The sequence below is a fragment of the Chromatocurvus halotolerans genome (assembly GCF_004340525.1).
Lineage (GTDB): Bacteria > Pseudomonadota > Gammaproteobacteria > Pseudomonadales > Halieaceae > Chromatocurvus > Chromatocurvus halotolerans.
On the sequence record NZ_SLWX01000003.1, the window covers coordinates 181,457 to 196,707 of the forward strand.

The following is a 15,251-nucleotide window of genomic DNA, read 5'->3' on the forward strand; positions in this document are numbered from 1 at the left end:
GCGGCAATCACGGATTCTGCAGCGCCGAGATGGTTGCCGTCACCGTGGCCACCGTATCGGCATAGGCCTGTTGCAGGCTGTCGTAGTCCGTGCCTGACAGGGTGATACTGGCGCGTGCGGCAAGTGAGCGGGCGCGTTCGGTGTCAAAGGCGCTGGCGATGCGCGCGGCCAGTTCACGACGGCGCGGTTCGGGCACGTCAGCGGGCGCGAAAATGGTGTACCAGACGGGCATGACAACGTCGTAGCCCAGTTCCAGCAGGGTTGGCGTCTCCGGCAACTCCGGAATGCGCTGGCGCGTGGCCACCGCGACCGGTGCCACGCTGCCCCCCTCCACGGCGCTGGCAATCGAGCTGGAGTTGGTGACCGCCAGGCTGACAATCGAGGCGAGCAGGAACTGCAGCGTTTCGCCGCCGCCAAGGGTCGGCACGTGGTTCATGCGCAACTCTGAAATCTGCTCCAGGCGCAGCAGGGGCAGGTGGCTGGAGCTCATGAAGGCGCCGTGGGTGGCGTGCAGGCGTCCCGGCTCGCGTGCCGCGGCCGCCATGACGCCGGGCAGCGTGGGTTCGGGAAAGTCGGGATGCACAACAAAGGTTGGCGCTATTTCCGTAATCTGGAAAACGGGCGTCCAGTCCTCAGGTCCGTAATCGGTGTCTTCCCGCAGCGGTAGCGTGATCAGAGGGCCGTAGTCACTGATCATCAGGGTGTAGCCATCGGGCTTTGCATCCAGCGTGAACATGGCCGCATTGAGTCCGCCAGCTCCCGGCATGTTGACCACGTCGACCCGCGTTCCCAGGTGCGGCTCTGCCACCGCCGAGAGTATGCGTGCGGCGATGTCGATGCCTCCACCGGCGCCGTAGGGTGTCAGCAATCGGATGGGTCGCTCGGTGGGGAAGGCATCCGCTCGGGCCGAGCCGGCCATTAAGCACAGAGGTATGCAGATCAGAAGCGCGCGAAGACAGCGGAGTCGGTGCGCAGGGAACTCCCGCATGAAAAATTCTCCTGTTTCGAGTAGCGAACATCGAATGTCGAGTGCCGCGTCGCGGGTCACGCGGTAGACCTGATATTGTCTCGCGAACGGTGCAAAAAAACCAGAAACAAACCCGCTGTAAAAGGCACTGATGTATACTGAAACCGCTTTTTTTCAGGACTTTTCGCAAAAGGAAACGAACATGCGTGATGCGCCGACCATCCCCTCCGCCGGCCCGATAGCCGAGCCCTGGAAGCTGCGCGAGGAGGAGTGGCGACAGATCGTTGGCCGGGTGCGCGCCGGGCGTTCGCTGAAGCCATCCCGCTGGCCGGATGACGCCGGATTCGCGGTTGCGCTGTCCTTTGACTGCGATCACGAGACCTTTGAACTGGGGATGGGCAGGCAGGCGGTCGGTCGCCTCGCCTGGGGCGAATTCGGGCGTCGCGTCGGCGTGCCGCGAATTCTCGAGCTGCTGAAGCGGCAGTCTGTGCCGGCCAGCTTTTTCATGCCCGCCGTGTGCGCCCTGATCGACCCGGACGAAACCCGCGCCATTGTGGACGCCGGTCACGAAATCGGTCTGCATGGCTGGATTCACGAAAACAATTCCTTGCTCGAGGCGTCCACGGAGCGCGATCTGATCCTGCGCGCCAGGGATGTTCTGGAATCCGCCGCAGGCAGCGCCCCCGTGGGTTTCCGCTCTGCCAACTGGGACCTGAGCGAGAACACGATTTCGCTGGTCGCAGAGCTGGGGCTTGAGTACGACTCTTCACTTATGGCCGACGACAGTTGCTACGAACTCAACGTTGACGGCAAGCCCACCGGGGTCGTGGAAATTCCGGTAGAGTGGATGCGCGATGATGCGGTCTACCTGATGTTCAACCGCCAGCCGGCAACGCGCCCCTGGCTGTCACCGCAGGAGGTGTTCGAGATATTCCGCCTCGAGCTGGAGGGAGCCGCCGCGGAGGGTGGGGTGTTTCAGCTGGTGATGCATCCTTTCGTGATCGGCTACCGGTCGCGCCTGTGGATCATGGATCGTCTTATTGAGCACGCCCGCAGCCTTGGCAAACCCTGGTTCACCACGCATGCGGACCTCGCGCGCTGGGTGCGCAACTCCGCCTGACTTGCCGACAACTGTCCACATGGCTTCTGCAAGTACTGACGTCGATCTGTCGCGCCGGGCCTGGCAGCGTTACTGGCAGTCTGATCGTCTCGCGGCCTGCATGCCCGACAACCCCGCGGCGGCGGCCGAAATCGAGCGCTACTGGAAAGGCGAATTTTCCGGCCTGTCGTCCGGTGCCCGCGTGCTTGATGTCGCCACCGGCAATGGGGTGCTGCTGGCCTGGGCTGCGCAGAGTGCAGCGGATCGCGGTCTCGCGCTGGCGCTTACCGGCATCGACGCGGCCCAGATCGACCCCTTGCGTTTCGTCACTTCCGAGCAGGAGGCGCTGCGCAGTGTTGCTTTCCATGGCGGCGTGGCTGCAGAGCGATTGCCCTTCGGGGACGCTGCCTTTGATGTCGTTGTGTCGCAGTTCGGCCTCGAATACAGCGACCTGGACGTCTCTCTTTCGGAGGTGGAGCGGGTGCTGGCCCCCGGAGGCTGCCTGCGCTGGCTGGCTCACGGGGCGTCCAGCGCCGTTGTCGTTGAAAGCGCCGAACGGGTAGCGCAGATGGATTTTCTGCTCGCGCAGGATGGCCCTTTCGCCGCCATGGCGTTTTTCACGCGAGCCCTGCTGCAGGGGCGCCGCATTGCCAGAGCCCGGGATCGGCTGCAGGCGTCTCTCGAAGTGGCGCGGACCTACTGCCTGAAGAATCCACCCTCGGAGCTGGTGCAGCAGATCTGTGGCAGCTTCATGCATATGGCCATCGAGAACCAGCGCTATCACCCTGAGGACATTGCGACTCTGGTGGAGGAGAACCGGGAAAAAATGCGGTTTTACCGCAGACGTCTGCGTGACCTGCTGGCGGCGCAATTGACCCCGGAGCGCGAGAGTCGGGTCCGGGAGTCTCTTGCGGTGTCGGGCTGGCGGGATGTCGTCATGTCCCCGCTGGCCGACAGCGGGACGGGAAATCACCTCGGTTCGGTGATTTCTGCGACGCGCGCCTGGTGAGCCACCAAGCGGTGTCCACCAGCCGTCACGACTTTCAGCCGTTGGGTCTGTCCATGATGGCGCGGATGTCGACATCATTGCCGGTGAGCTGCCAGCGCAGCAGCGATACCGGGATCATGCCTGCCGCATTCATGTCATCGAAGAAGTCTTTCATGCTGAAGTCGCTACCCGCCTCACGCGCGCGTTCCGCGATGATCATGTCGAGCATGCGGGCCCCGGTCACGTAGGTGGAGCCATAGCCCGGCTGGCGCAGGTACAGGTGCTGCTCGAAGCCAAGCAGGTTCAGGTTGCGGTTCATCCAGTTTCGCGGCGTCCACTTCACGTGCATGTCAGCCGCCTCTTCCAGGGTGATCTGGTTGTCGTGCGCCTGCAGCGAGCTGAGTCCGCGGGCAGCCCGGGTGATAAGCATGATCCAGACGACTTCGCGTGCCCGGGGATTATCCTCGAACAGGCCGGCGTGCATCATCCACTCTTCCATGCCGGTGGCGGTGCCCTCGGCGCGGCTCATCCACACGTTGTAGCGCAGTGCATTGCGGCGGATGGGGCTGCTGTGCGGTTCTTCCCGCATCTGCTCCAGATCCCAGTAGTGATAGAAATGGGTCCAGAGCGTGCGCGGATCGCGGTGGGTGGCCTGCCCGAAGAAGTTGCGTCCCTCCGGTGGATCGTAGGGGAAAACCCGCTCGCGCAGGGCGCGTTTCATCCACGGCCGCACGGTGAGAATGTCCCTGTCTTCCATGAAGGCCATATAGTTGTTGATGGAGTCTTCCTGCAGCTGCGCAAATTCCTCGGCGCTGCCGGCGGGCTCCAGCGGCGGCAGGTCGCGATTCGCCACTTCCTCTGCCTGCAGCGAGGCATAGCCGCGGGCCATTTCCCGCTGCATGATAGTGACTTCCTCTTCCCAGGAGGAGTTCACCAGCAGGACGTTGCGCAGGTGCCAGGTGTATTCCTCGCGGGTGATGCCCGACGGACCGGTTTTCTTCGGTGCTTCCACCTCCAGCCACTCGCGGAATGCCGTGGTGGCGGCCAGCGCTTCCTGCTGGGCACTGCGCAGAGAATCGCCATAGCCGTCAAGCTTCTCGCCCAGTGTCTCCAGCGTGGCTTCCTGATTGCGGAAGCTGATGATGGCGGGCAGCCAGAGGTCGCGCGTGTTGCTCTTCAGGTTGCCGCGTGCCTGCTCCAGCAGGGGCGCGATGGTCTGCAGTTCAGCGGTCAGCGCACGCTGTGCCTCTGCGTCGAGGGGTGACGGGGTCGACAGGGCGGTTCGCGGCCAGATGGAGTATTCCCAGAGCCGAAGCGCGTTGTGAATGGTCGGCGCCTCCTCGGCCGGCGTGTCGCTCTGGCTGCTTCTCACCGAGGCGTAGTAGGCCGGATCGCGAACCCAGGGTTTGAGGACGCGGCTGTAGAAGTCGAGGCCGTTCATCTCGGCGCGCACCAGATGCCAGTCGATTTTCTCTTCCACGCTCCAGTCGTCGGTGTTGATGGCGTCGAGACGCCTGCGCAGTTTTTTCATACCGCTGTGGCGCTGCTTCACGGCGCCTGGCGTGTAATCCGGGGCGCCATTGCGCAGGGCCGGTTGCTCCAGCTCACGCCATTCCTCGAACAGCGATACCAGCGTCGAGTAATCATCGCTGTTGCTGGCGTTCGCCCCGATGGCACCCATCAGCACCAGGCCTGTCGCAAACGCGCTGACAAGGATGCGCTGGAGTGGCGCATAAAGTGAAGCAGATAACATGCGTGGTTGTCCTCTTGTGGGTAAGTCTTATGCGACGGTTCTGATGCGTCCGCTTGTCCGGTAGAGCAACGCCGGGCCACGGGAGAGCTCGTCGGTAAAATGCGGAAAGCTTGCGCCAAAATAGGGGATTGCCGGGTTAAATTCAAACCTTTCTGTTCTCTTTGCGAACCGCCGGGCGTTTGGCGTACACTGAATTTCCCAAAAATGATGGCCGCAAGCGCGCCGGTTGACGGTTCTTTCCGACACCGTCGACCTCAGGGCAGCAGACAGGAGAGTGCATTCATGATCGACAAGCGGGTCGCATCCGCAGCGGAAGCGGTGGCCGATATCGGCGATGGCGCCACGGTAATGATCGGGGGTTTCGGCGAGGCGGGTTCGCCGATTGAACTGATTCACGCGCTGATTGATCAGGGCGCCACCGATCTAACCGTCATCAACAACAACACGGGCAACGGTCAGGTTGGCCTTGCGGCGCTGATCGCCGCCGGTCGCGTGCGACGAATGATCTGCTCCTTTCCACGCGGCACGTCGGAAACGGCATTTCCCGATCTTTACCGGCGCAGCAGGATCGAACTGGAACTCGTGCCGCAGGGCACCCTGGCCGAGCGCATTCGCGCGGGCGGCGCCGGTATCCCCGCCTTCTTTACCGCCACCTCAGCCGGCACGCCCCTCGCAGCGGGCAAGGAGCACCGGGTTTTCGACGAGCGCGAATATGTCATGGAGCGTTGCCTGACGGCGGATTTTGCCCTGGTCAAGGCAGAGCGCGGTGATCGCCTGGGCAACCTGGTCTATAACAAGGCGGCGCGCAATTTCGGCCCCATCATGTGCATGGCGGCAGCGACCGCGATCGTGCAGGTCAGTGAAACCGTCGAGGCCGGTGCGCTCGATCCCGAGCACATCGTGACACCGGGGATCTTCGTCAAGCGTGTGCTGCAGGTGGAAACGCCGCAGCTGGAGTCGGCGCTGATTGCGCAGGGAGCAACCTACCCATGAGTGATAACACTGCAGCCATGAGCACCACAAAAGAGCGCCGTGGACTGACGCGCCCGCAGATGGCCTGGCGCGCGGCGCAGGACATCTTCGACGGTGCCTACGTGAATCTTGGTATCGGCATCCCGGAGATGGTGGCGCGCTTCGTGCCCGAGGGCCGTGAAGTCATCTATCACACGGAAAACGGGGTTCTTGGCTTCGGGCCGCCACCGGAGCCCGGCGAGGAAGTGCCGGAGTTGATCAACGCCGGCAAGAAGCCGATCACGCTGAACCCGGGCGCCTCCTTTTTTCATCACGCGGACAGTTTCGCGATGATTCGCGGTGGACATATCGATATCTGCATCCTCGGTGCTCTGCAGGTCGGCGACAACGGTGATCTCGCCAACTGGTCCACCGGTGCCAAAGACGCGGTGCCTGCAGTCGGTGGCGCCATGGATCTGGTGGCCGGTGTCAGGCGTGTCTACGTGATTGCCGATCACGTAACGTCCCGGGGGGAGCCCAAATTTCTGCACCGCTGCACCTATCCGCTGACGGGAGCCGGCGTGATCCAGCGCATCTACTCCAATCTCGCCGTGCTGGATATCACCCCAGAGGGCTTTTTGCTGCGCGAAACGGCGCCGGGTGTCACGGTGGAAGAGCTGCGGGAGCTCACGGACGCGCCGCTGGCGGTGGCGGAGGATCTCAAGACCATCGAGGCACCGTCCCTGTCGTGATGCCAGGGTGCTGCCACGCCGATGCCATAGTCGCGCGCAAATCGCGCCAGTAAGCCGCACAGCGGCAGGGGGTAACGCATGTCCAGTGCTGTAAATCGTGCAGGGATTGTCATCCTGTTGCTGTTCTTTGCGCCCATGCTAACGCTGCCGGCAGCGGCGACGGAAGATCCTCCGCCCGGCTATGACCGCCTGCTGACCCTGTATCGGGACTTCCGGGAACTGGCGGTCCCCGTCGTGCGCAACGGCGTGCCCGATTACTCGCCGGAAGCGATGCAGGCGCAGGCCGCTGAGCTGGAGGTGCTGCGAGCGCGGCTTGATGGCATCGACGACAGCGCCTGGCCGATACCGAGTCGCGTCGACTACATGCTGGTGCTGGCGGAAATGCGCGGCCTCGATTTCATGCACCGCGTGATGCGTCCCTGGGAGCGTGATCCGGCTTTCTACAGCAGCACCAACCTCGGTTTCGGACCGAAAATGCATGGCGCCCTGCGGATACCCGCCTTGCCACTGTCTGCCGATGAAGCCGAGGGGCTGCGGGCACGGCTGGCAGCCGTGCCCGCCATCTATGAGGCAGCGCGCGAAAACCTGACGGATCCCCGCGGTGATCTTGCCCGTCTGGCAATCGAGCAGAAGCGCATTGAACGCAATGTCTACAAGCGCCTGTCGGATGGCCTGGCTGCCAGCGACCCCGGGCTTTCCGGGCTTGCCGCCGGCGCGGCAGCGGCGGCCGAGGGTTTCATGCGCTGGCTGCAGTCAATAGAAGCGGATCTTCCGCCCCACGGTGGCGTCGGTGCCGAGGACTACGACTGGTACCTGCGCCACGTCATGCTTTTTCCCTATACGGCGGATGAGCTCATGACCCTGGCCGAGCGAGAGTATCAGCGCTCCATGGTCTTTCTGAAGATGGAGGAGCACCGGCACCGGGCGCTGCCCATGATAGAGCCGGCCGAGAGCATGGAGGAGTTCGAGCGACGACGGTCAGAGGCCGACGCGGACCTTCTGGCCTTCCTGCGTGACGACGAGGTCATGACCGTGCCGGACTATCTGGTCCCCGTTGCCGGCGAGGGCCCTTACCTGCTGCCGGCGGATCGCGATCCGGAGCGCGCCGGGCCCTTCGAGGCACCGATACAGCGGCACTTTTTCCGCCAGACCGAGGACCGCGACCCGCGTCCCCTGCGGGCGCACAATGTGCCCGGCCACCTGCTCGACTCGCTGTTGGTGCAGCGCGACGAGCGTCCCATCCGCGGCGACCGGCGGCTGTTCTTTATTGACGGTATCCGCGCAGAGGGCTGGGCGTTCTACCTGGAGGAGATGATTCAGCAACTGGGCTTCCTCGAGGACCGGCCCAAGGCCCGTGAGATCAACTATATCCTCCAGGCCAAGCGCGCCGCGCGGGTCAAGCCCGAGCTGATGATGCAGGCCAATGCCTGGACCTATGATGAGGCGCTGACCTCCCTGACCACGCGGACGCCCTACTGGATGGGGCCGGATGACGCCATTGCGCGCTTCGACCTCGAGCTCTACCTGCGTCAGCCGGGCTACGGTATCGGCTACTACATGGGCAAGGTGGAGCTGGAGAAACTCTTTGCCGAGGTGGCGGCGGAGCAGGGTCGGGACTTCGATATCAAGCAGTTCCACGATGACTTTCTGGCGATCGGCCGCATACCGATTGCGCTGATCCGCTGGCAGATGACGGGCCGTGATGACGAGATCGCAACGATGCGTTAGTGGCCCACCGGCACTTTCCTGCCACAGGGCAGCCAAGTCCCGTGGCCTGTTCTCCCGACGAGAGGATGACATCATGATAAGCATAAGAAACAGGCGCAGCGGCACTGTAATGGCCGCCATTGGCCTCGCACTGGCACTGGTGCTGGCAGTGCGGACGGCAGGCGCGGCAGATGATGCCGGGCACGCCTCGCTGGTTGCGGTATTCGAGGATTTCCAGGGCTGGCGTGACGCTGCCTGGGGTGAGGGTCTCGGACAGTATGATGCCGGGCGCGTGCGCCGCAACATTGCCGAGCTGGAGTTGCTGCAGGCGCGGCTGGGCGCCATGGATGCCCGGCAGTGGTCCGTGCCCGGGCAGGTTGATTATCTTACGGTGCGCGCCGAGATGGACAGGCAGGATTTCATCCTGCGGGTGACGCGCCCCTGGCAGCGCGACCCGGTTTTTTATGTCTCCCGGCTGCTGCCCGTGGCGTTTACCGAGCTGCCGGTTACCGGAGAGGCACTGTCCGGGCTGCAGCAGACACTCAGGGCGCTGCCCGGGTATCTTGACGCTGCGCGGGAAAACCTGACGGATGTCGCGGTGGATTACGCGGATCTCGCCATACGATCGCTGACGCTGTCCGACGGTGTGGAGAACGGTTATCCCTATCGCGCGGATCCGCCGGACGGGGTTATCGGCTGGTATGAAGATCTGCTGCAGCGAGCAGAGGCACAGCCGGAACTCGAGGATGATATCCAGAAGGCGCTTGTCGCCCTGCGCGATTTTCACGCCTGGCTGATGGCTAACCGCGCGGGCATGCAGGGTGAGAATGGCGTCGGTGAAGAGGCGCTGGACTGGTTTGTGCAGAATGCGCTGCTGCTTCCTTATACCTCGGCGGAAATGGCTGTGCTGTCCCAGCGCGAGCTGGACCGTCTCTGGGCGTTCTACGCGCTTGAGCGTCATCGCAATCGCGATCTGCCTGAGCTGGAGCTGGCCGACTCCCGCGAGGAGTACCAGGCGCGCATCGCCGGAACCGATCGCATGGTGCGCGACTGGCTGCGGGACGAGGAGATCATCTCCATCCCCGACTTCATTCCCACGGACTGGCGGGAGATGGGCTACAACGTGCCGTGGATCGAGCGCGCCACGCCGCCGAACTACTGGGAGCAGGTGCAATTCCGCGATCCGGCGCCGGATCACCTGCATGCCGTGATACCCGGGCACCGCTTCGATGCCCTGATGGCGGAAAATAACAGCCATCCCATTCGCGGCCAGGTGAACTTCGGGGCGCGCTGGCAGGGTTGGGCGGTTTACCTGGAAGAGGCGCCGCTGCAGCTTGGCATCTTCAAGGAACGTGCCCGCACCCGCGAGCTGATCTACCTGTTCGGGATCTGGCGGGCGGCGCGATCCCTCGGTGATATCTACAATCAGTGGAACGACATGACGTCGCTGGAAGTCGCCAAGTACTGGCAGAGCCTGACGCCGCTGCTGGACCCGGACGTTGCGCGTAAATACGCCTACCTGCGACCGAGTCCGGGCCATGGTCTGGAATACACTATTGGCAATATCGAGATGTTCCAGCTACTGGGTGAGCGCAAGCGTCAACTGCGCGACGAATTCGTGCTGCGGGATTTCCATGACGAGTTCATGTCGAAAGGGCGCATCCCGATGTCGCTGATTCGCTACGAGATGACTGGCCATGACCGCGATGTTCAGCGCTTCTTCGATCGCACCCCGCTGTCGGCATTTCTCGCGCGCTGACAGCGTCCTCCGCAGGCTGCGCCCTGCGGTTCCGGTAACGGGGTACGGACTGTTATCCTGCAGCGACCGTAACCGCAGGGGAAGGCGTCGTGATCAACACCGGGACGAGCGATGACGCGCAGGCGTCCGTTACAGTCTGCAAGTTTGGCGGCTCGAGCCTTGCCAGTGCTGCGCAGCTGCGCAAGGTGCGCGACATCGTGGAAAGTGACCCGAGCCGTCGCATCATCGTGCCCTCGGCGCCTGGCAGGCGCTCTCCCTCCGATACCAAGGTCACCGATCTCCTCTACCTGTGCCACCATGCCAGCAGCGTGGGTGCTGACTTCACGGCGCCCTTTGGGCAGGTGGTTGAGCGCTTCGTCGACATCGAGCGGGAGCTGGGCCTGCTGCCGTCCATCGCGGACCGGTTCGAGGATTTCCGTCGCGAACTGACCGCCGGTGTGAGTGCCGACTACGCTGCTTCGCGCGGCGAGTACTTCAGCGGCGTCCTGCTGGCGGCATTTCTGGAGGCGGAGTTCATCGACCCGGTGGATTGCGTGCACATCGGCAGTCACGGCGTGGTGGAGGCAAGTACCTGGGATGCACTGGGCGCACGCCTCGCCACGGGCGCCCGCCGCTATGTCATGCCGGGCTTTTACGGGCGCGATGCCACTGGCGCGGTTCGCACCTTTTCCCGTGGTGGCTCCGACGTCAGCGGCGCCATTGCCGCAAGGGCCGCCGGTGCCGCGCTGTACGAGAACTGGACCGACGTCTCAGGGATGCTGATGGCCGACCCGCGCGTCGTCGACAATCCACGTCCCATGGCGGAAGTCACCTACGCGGAGATTCGCGAGCTCTCCTACATGGGGGCCAGCGTGCTGCACGACGAGGCCATGGCGCCGGTGCGCGAGGTCGGCATTCCCATCGTCATCCGCAACACCAATGCGCCGGCGGATCCGGGAACCCGCATCGTGGCGGAGCTGTCGCCCGAGATTATCCAGAGCACGCAGATTGCGGGCATCGCCGGCAAGACCAGTTTCGCCATGATCACCATTGGCAAGAACCTCATGAATCGCGAGGTAGGCTTCGTTTACCGGCTGCTCGGCGTGCTCGAACACAACGGCATTCCCTTCGAGCACTGCCCGTCGAGCATTGACAGCGTCAGCGTGATCGTGGAGTCGCGCTGGCTGGAAGGCCGGGTTGAGGAAGTGCTTGACGAAATACGGCGCACACTGGAGCCGGATGACCTGGATTACGTCGCCGCGATCGCCCTGATTGCGATTGTCGGTGAGGAAATGGCGCGCACCCCGGGGATCGCCAGCAAGGTTTTCTCGGCGCTTGCCGGTGCCGGGGTGAATGTGCGCCTGATTAATCAGGGCGCTTCGGAACTCAACATTATCGTGGGCGTGTCCCCGGATGATTATGCATTGGCGGTGCGCGCGGTATACGATGCTTTCGTGAAATAAATGCTGACTTCAAAGAGAGACTAGCCTATGTGGAAATCAACCGGCATTGCCCTGTCCCTGGCAGTGGCGTCCTGCGCCGTGGCAGCGGGGCCCCTCAGTGACCGTGAAACCGATGCGACCGTGAAAGCTTACGCGGCCGGATACAAGGCGGGTTTCGTGTGCAGCGCGACCTTCAACGCCGGCAAGACGGTGGAGCAGATTGAGGTCCATGAATTGACCGGGATCTATCCGCTGGTAGCGGGGCTCGTTCCCGATATGCCGATGTCGATAGACCGTGACGCACGGCGCGTCAGCGTGACCTGGGATGAGAGCCTGCCGCCCCGAATCTCGCAGTGGCGTCCCCATCTGGGCTGTGTGGATCTGCCGGTGGGTGCGACCGCAGAGGCGGCAGAGCTCATACCCGGAATCACCCTGCCGGGATTTGATGCGGACAGCGCCATCGACGATGCGCGGCCCTGGAAAACCCGCATCGGCGTCAATCAGTCCTCCGGCAATCCCGCACTCGATGCAGTGATCGAGGACGCATTCTCCGGCAGTTTCGGCGGCGACGATAGGACCACGGCTGTGCTTATCGCGTCGCCGGACGCCATCCTGGCGGAGCACTATGTGGAAGGCTACACCGCAGTGACGTCCCAGCGAACCTGGTCCGTCGCCAAGAGTATTGCGGCCAGCGTGATCGGCGCCGCCGTGCATCGGGGCATGCTCGATGTCACGGACCCGGCAGGGCTACCCGAGTGGTCGCAGCCGGCGGACCCGCGGGGCACGATCACCGTCGAGAATCTGCTGCAGATGGCGTCCGGCCTTGACAGCAATGCGGCGGGTAACCGCACTGATCGCGTGTACATGGGCGGCGGACTGGTCCGGGATAACGCGATATCGGGTTCCCTCGAGGCCAAGCCGGGCGCTCGCTGGAAGTATGCCAACAACGATACGATGCTGGCGGTGTATGCGCTGCGCCAACGTTTCGACTCGCAGGAGGCCTTCCTGCGATTTCCTTTCGAGGCGCTTCTCCACCGGATCGGCATGACGCACACCCGGCTGGAAACAGACTGGGGCGGAGATTTCATCCTCTCCAGCCAGGTCTGGACGACATCGCGGGATCTGGCGCGGCTGGGCCTGCTGCACCTCGCCGATGGCGTCTGGGAGAACGAGCGCATACTCGCGGAAGGCTGGGTGGACTACGTGGCCACGCCGGCCTCCTCGCAGCCGCCGCCGGCGGAGGGTGAGACCCGCGCACGGCGTGGCTACGGGGCGCAGTGGTGGCTGTACGACAACTCGCCCGGCGTACCGCCAGATACCTTTGCCGCACTGGGTAACCGTGGACAGTCTCTCGTGGTGGTGCCGTCGAGGGATCTGGTGATTGTGCGTCGCGGTTACGACATGGCCGGCGGCGACTCCTTCCGGGTTGACGAATTTGCCGCCGCGGTGCTCGCCGCCCTTGAATCGTGATGGCGAGTCGCAGACAGCCTATCGGGTTTTGCACCCGCCGGTCAGTCCGGTTATCGTAATTCCGGCGGTGCCGCCATGCGGCCCCGCCACTCCCTGAAAAGAGAGGACAGGCAATGCCGACGACCGCCGCACGGGCGACAGTGGACAGTTGTGAGCTGTCAGAGCGCGCCCATCGCGTCCGCCAGCGCAGTCTGGCATTGATCCGCGGGCTCAGCGCGGAAGACATGCAGGTGCAGGTAGCGGAGCACGCCAGCCCTACCAAGTGGCACCTCGCACACACCAGCTGGTTTTTTGAGCGATTCATCCTGACGCAGGAAACCCCGGGCTATCGGGTGTTTCATGCCGACTTCGATTACCTGTTCAACTCGTATTACGTGACCGCGGGCAGCATGCATCCGCGCGGGCAGCGAGGATTTCTCAGCCGGCCGGGGATAGACGACGTGCTTGCCTACCGCCAGCATGTCGACGACGCCCTGCAGGACCTGCTGGCGTCGCCGCTGACACCGGCGCTGCGACAGCTCGTCGAACTCGGTCTGCATCACGAACAGCAGCATCAGGAGCTGCTGCTGACGGACATCAAGCAGGTTCTCGCGGCCAATCCCCTGGAGCCGGCGCTACGGACCCGCAATGCGCCTCGGGTATCGACGCCACCGCCGGCGCTGGCGTTTCTCGATGGCCCCGAGGGTGTCTGCGAGATAGGGCATGCGGGCGACGCCTTTGCGTTTGACAACGAGGGTCCGCGGCATCGCGTGTTCCTGCACTCACATAGGCTGGCCAACCGCCTGGTGACCAACGCCGAGTACCGCGACTTTATTCGCGATGGCGGTTACGACGATCCCGCCCTCTGGCTGTCCGACGGCTGGGCGCTGAAGTGTGACGCTGGCTGGCAGCGGCCGCTGTACTGGGATAGCCTGCTGGAAACCGAGTTTACCCTGGCCGGACGCCAGCCGATTGATCCGCATGCACCGGCAACCCACCTGAGCTTTTACGAAGCTGATGCCTATGCCCGCTGGGCGGGAGCCCGACTGCCGACAGAAGCCGAGTGGGAGCTGGCAGCCGCCGCCAGTTTGCCCGAGAGCGGCCTCGGGCTCGATACCGGCGACTGGCATCCCACGGGGGGTGACGACAGCACCGGCATGCAGCAGCTGTTCGGTCAGTGCTGGCAGTGGACCGCAAGCGCCTACAGTCCCTACCCGGGTTACAGGCCTCCCGCCGGTGCCATCGGCGAGTACAACGGCAAATTCATGTGCAATCAGATGGTGCTGCGGGGAAGCTCCTGCGCAACGCCGGACGGCCATGCCCGCACGACCTATCGCAACTTCTTTTATCCGTCGGACCGCTGGCAGTTTTCCGGTATCCGGCTCGCGCACTAGGGGATTCACAGAATGACGCAGGCAGAACCGCTCAGTGACCAGCAGCCCGACCAGCAGGACTTTCTGGCGCATGTGCTGGAAGGTCTGGATGCGCCCCAGAAATGGCTGTCCCCCATGTACTTCTATGATGCGGCGGGTTCGCAGCTGTTTGACCGTATCTGTGAGCAGGAAGAGTATTATCCCACGCGCACGGAGCTGGAGATCATCGATACCCGGCTGTCCGAGATTGTTGCCGTGGTGGGCTCCCGCGCGCTGATCATCGAGCCCGGCAGCGGCAGCAGCCTGAAAACACGCACGCTGCTCGCCGCGCTGGATGATCCCGCCGGCTATGTCCCGGTGGAGATTTCGCGCGAGCATCTCATGGAGGCCGTGGACAGTCTGCGCGAGGCCTTTCCCGACCTGCCGGTGCTTCCGGTGTGTGCCGATTTTACCGCGCCTTTCGACATTCCGCAGACAGAGCAGCCATCGCGGCAACGGGTGATATTCTTCCCGGGTTCCACCATCGGCAATTTTTCGCCTCCCGACGCCGTGACGCTACTCGCCAGCCTGCGCGCCACCGTGGCTTCCGGCGACGGGCTTCTTGTCGGTGTCGATCTGCAGAAGGACGCGGCGGTTCTCGAGCGCGCCTACAACGACGCTGCGGGCGTTACGGCAGCGTTCAACCTCAACCTGCTGCAGCGTATCAACAGCGAACTGTCGGCGGACTTCAATCTGTCGCAGTTCAGCCATCGTGCGCTGTGGAATGCGCAGGACAGCCGAATTGAAATGCATCTGGTGAGCGAGTCGGACCAGCAGGTGCAGGTGGGCGGATGCCGCTTTCACTTCGCCCGCGGTGAGCACATTCTCAGCGAGTGCTCCTACAAGTTCAGTCTCGATAGCTTCGCCGCGCTTGCCGCAGAGGCGGGCTGGCAGCGCCGACAGGTGTGGACGGATCCGCGCGGCTATTTCTCGCTGCAGTACTTTGCCAGCGCTACTGACTGAAGCAGCCGTCGCCCTCTACAGGAATTTTTT

Annotated in this window: 12 protein-coding genes; 10 read left to right on the forward strand and 2 right to left on the reverse strand. The window is 63.6% G+C overall.

Annotated features, from left to right (window positions below):
• Positions 1-7: 7 nt before the first annotated feature.
• On the reverse strand, positions 8-919 hold the full coding sequence (locus EV688_RS04675) for a Bug family tripartite tricarboxylate transporter substrate binding protein (protein ID WP_162883884.1): 912 nt from the start codon (positions 917-919) through the stop codon (positions 8-10).
• A 250-nt stretch (positions 920-1,169) separates the two neighbouring features.
• On the opposite strand from EV688_RS04675, the gene EV688_RS04680 reads away from it, so the two are divergent.
• Both EV688_RS04680 and EV688_RS04685 read left to right on the forward strand, forming a co-directional pair.
• Positions 1,170-2,087, forward strand: coding sequence for a polysaccharide deacetylase family protein (locus EV688_RS04680; RefSeq protein ID WP_117317558.1), 918 nt, complete (start codon positions 1,170-1,172; stop codon positions 2,085-2,087).
• Between the two features lie 19 nt (positions 2,088-2,106).
• A complete protein-coding gene (locus tag EV688_RS04685; RefSeq protein WP_162883883.1) occupies positions 2,107-3,075 on the forward strand; it encodes a methyltransferase domain-containing protein in 969 nt (322 codons plus the stop codon).
• A 34-nt stretch (positions 3,076-3,109) separates the two neighbouring features.
• Here the strand turns inward: EV688_RS04685 and EV688_RS04690 are convergent, their stop codons facing one another.
• Positions 3,110-4,807, reverse strand: a complete 1,698-nt coding sequence (locus EV688_RS04690) for a DUF885 domain-containing protein (RefSeq protein WP_117317285.1) — start codon at positions 4,805-4,807, stop codon at positions 3,110-3,112.
• Between the two features lie 282 nt (positions 4,808-5,089).
• Between EV688_RS04690 and EV688_RS04695 the strand changes: the two genes are divergently transcribed.
• The 8 genes from EV688_RS04695 to egtD all read left to right on the forward strand — a co-directional run bounded on the left by EV688_RS04695 (position 5,090) and on the right by egtD (position 15,221).
• Complete coding sequence (locus EV688_RS04695) at positions 5,090-5,800, forward strand: 3-oxoacid CoA-transferase subunit A (protein ID WP_117317284.1); 711 nt, start codon at positions 5,090-5,092, stop codon at positions 5,798-5,800.
• Positions 5,797-6,510: a 3-oxoacid CoA-transferase subunit B gene (locus tag EV688_RS04700; protein ID WP_276309868.1), complete on the forward strand. Its 714-nt coding sequence runs from the start codon at positions 5,797-5,799 to the stop codon at positions 6,508-6,510. Before EV688_RS04695 ends, EV688_RS04700 begins: the two co-directional genes overlap by 4 nt.
• A 78-nt stretch (positions 6,511-6,588) precedes the next feature.
• On the forward strand, positions 6,589-8,238 hold the full coding sequence (locus EV688_RS04705) for a DUF885 family protein (protein WP_117317282.1): 1,650 nt from the start codon (positions 6,589-6,591) through the stop codon (positions 8,236-8,238).
• Positions 8,239-8,311: 73 nt separating this feature from the next.
• On the forward strand, positions 8,312-9,976 hold the full coding sequence (locus tag EV688_RS04710) for a DUF885 family protein (protein ID WP_162883882.1): 1,665 nt from the start codon (positions 8,312-8,314) through the stop codon (positions 9,974-9,976).
• Between the two features lie 89 nt (positions 9,977-10,065).
• On the forward strand, positions 10,066-11,418 hold the full coding sequence (locus EV688_RS04715) for an aspartate kinase (protein WP_205686605.1): 1,353 nt from the start codon (positions 10,066-10,068) through the stop codon (positions 11,416-11,418).
• A gap of 27 nt (positions 11,419-11,445) precedes the next feature.
• A complete protein-coding gene (locus EV688_RS04720) occupies positions 11,446-12,867 on the forward strand; it encodes a serine hydrolase domain-containing protein (RefSeq protein ID WP_117317278.1) in 1,422 nt (473 codons plus the stop codon).
• Positions 12,868-12,980: 113 nt separating this feature from the next.
• Positions 12,981-14,240, forward strand: coding sequence for an ergothioneine biosynthesis protein EgtB (gene egtB / locus EV688_RS04725; RefSeq protein WP_117317276.1), 1,260 nt, complete (start codon positions 12,981-12,983; stop codon positions 14,238-14,240).
• 12 nt (positions 14,241-14,252) lie between these two features.
• Positions 14,253-15,221, forward strand: coding sequence for an L-histidine N(alpha)-methyltransferase (gene egtD / locus EV688_RS04730; protein ID WP_117317275.1), 969 nt, complete (start codon positions 14,253-14,255; stop codon positions 15,219-15,221).
• The last annotated feature ends 30 nt before the right edge of the window (positions 15,222-15,251 follow it).

Coding starts and splice junctions, on each gene's coding strand:
- EV688_RS04675 (WP_162883884.1), bottom strand. CDS start 919: ATGGCCGGCTCGGCCCGAGCGGATGCCTTCCCCACCGAGCGACCCATC.
- EV688_RS04680 (WP_117317558.1), top strand. CDS start 1,170: ATGCGTGATGCGCCGACCATCCCCTCCGCCGGCCCGATAGCCGAGCCC.
- EV688_RS04685 (WP_162883883.1), top strand. CDS start 2,107: ATGGCTTCTGCAAGTACTGACGTCGATCTGTCGCGCCGGGCCTGGCAG.
- EV688_RS04690 (WP_117317285.1), bottom strand. CDS start 4,807: ATGTTATCTGCTTCACTTTATGCGCCACTCCAGCGCATCCTTGTCAGC.
- EV688_RS04695 (WP_117317284.1), top strand. CDS start 5,090: ATGATCGACAAGCGGGTCGCATCCGCAGCGGAAGCGGTGGCCGATATC.
- EV688_RS04700 (WP_276309868.1), top strand. CDS start 5,797: ATGAGTGATAACACTGCAGCCATGAGCACCACAAAAGAGCGCCGTGGA.
- EV688_RS04705 (WP_117317282.1), top strand. CDS start 6,589: ATGTCCAGTGCTGTAAATCGTGCAGGGATTGTCATCCTGTTGCTGTTC.
- EV688_RS04710 (WP_162883882.1), top strand. CDS start 8,312: ATGATAAGCATAAGAAACAGGCGCAGCGGCACTGTAATGGCCGCCATT.
- EV688_RS04720 (WP_117317278.1), top strand. CDS start 11,446: ATGTGGAAATCAACCGGCATTGCCCTGTCCCTGGCAGTGGCGTCCTGC.
- egtB (WP_117317276.1), top strand. CDS start 12,981: ATGCCGACGACCGCCGCACGGGCGACAGTGGACAGTTGTGAGCTGTCA.
- egtD (WP_117317275.1), top strand. CDS start 14,253: ATGACGCAGGCAGAACCGCTCAGTGACCAGCAGCCCGACCAGCAGGAC.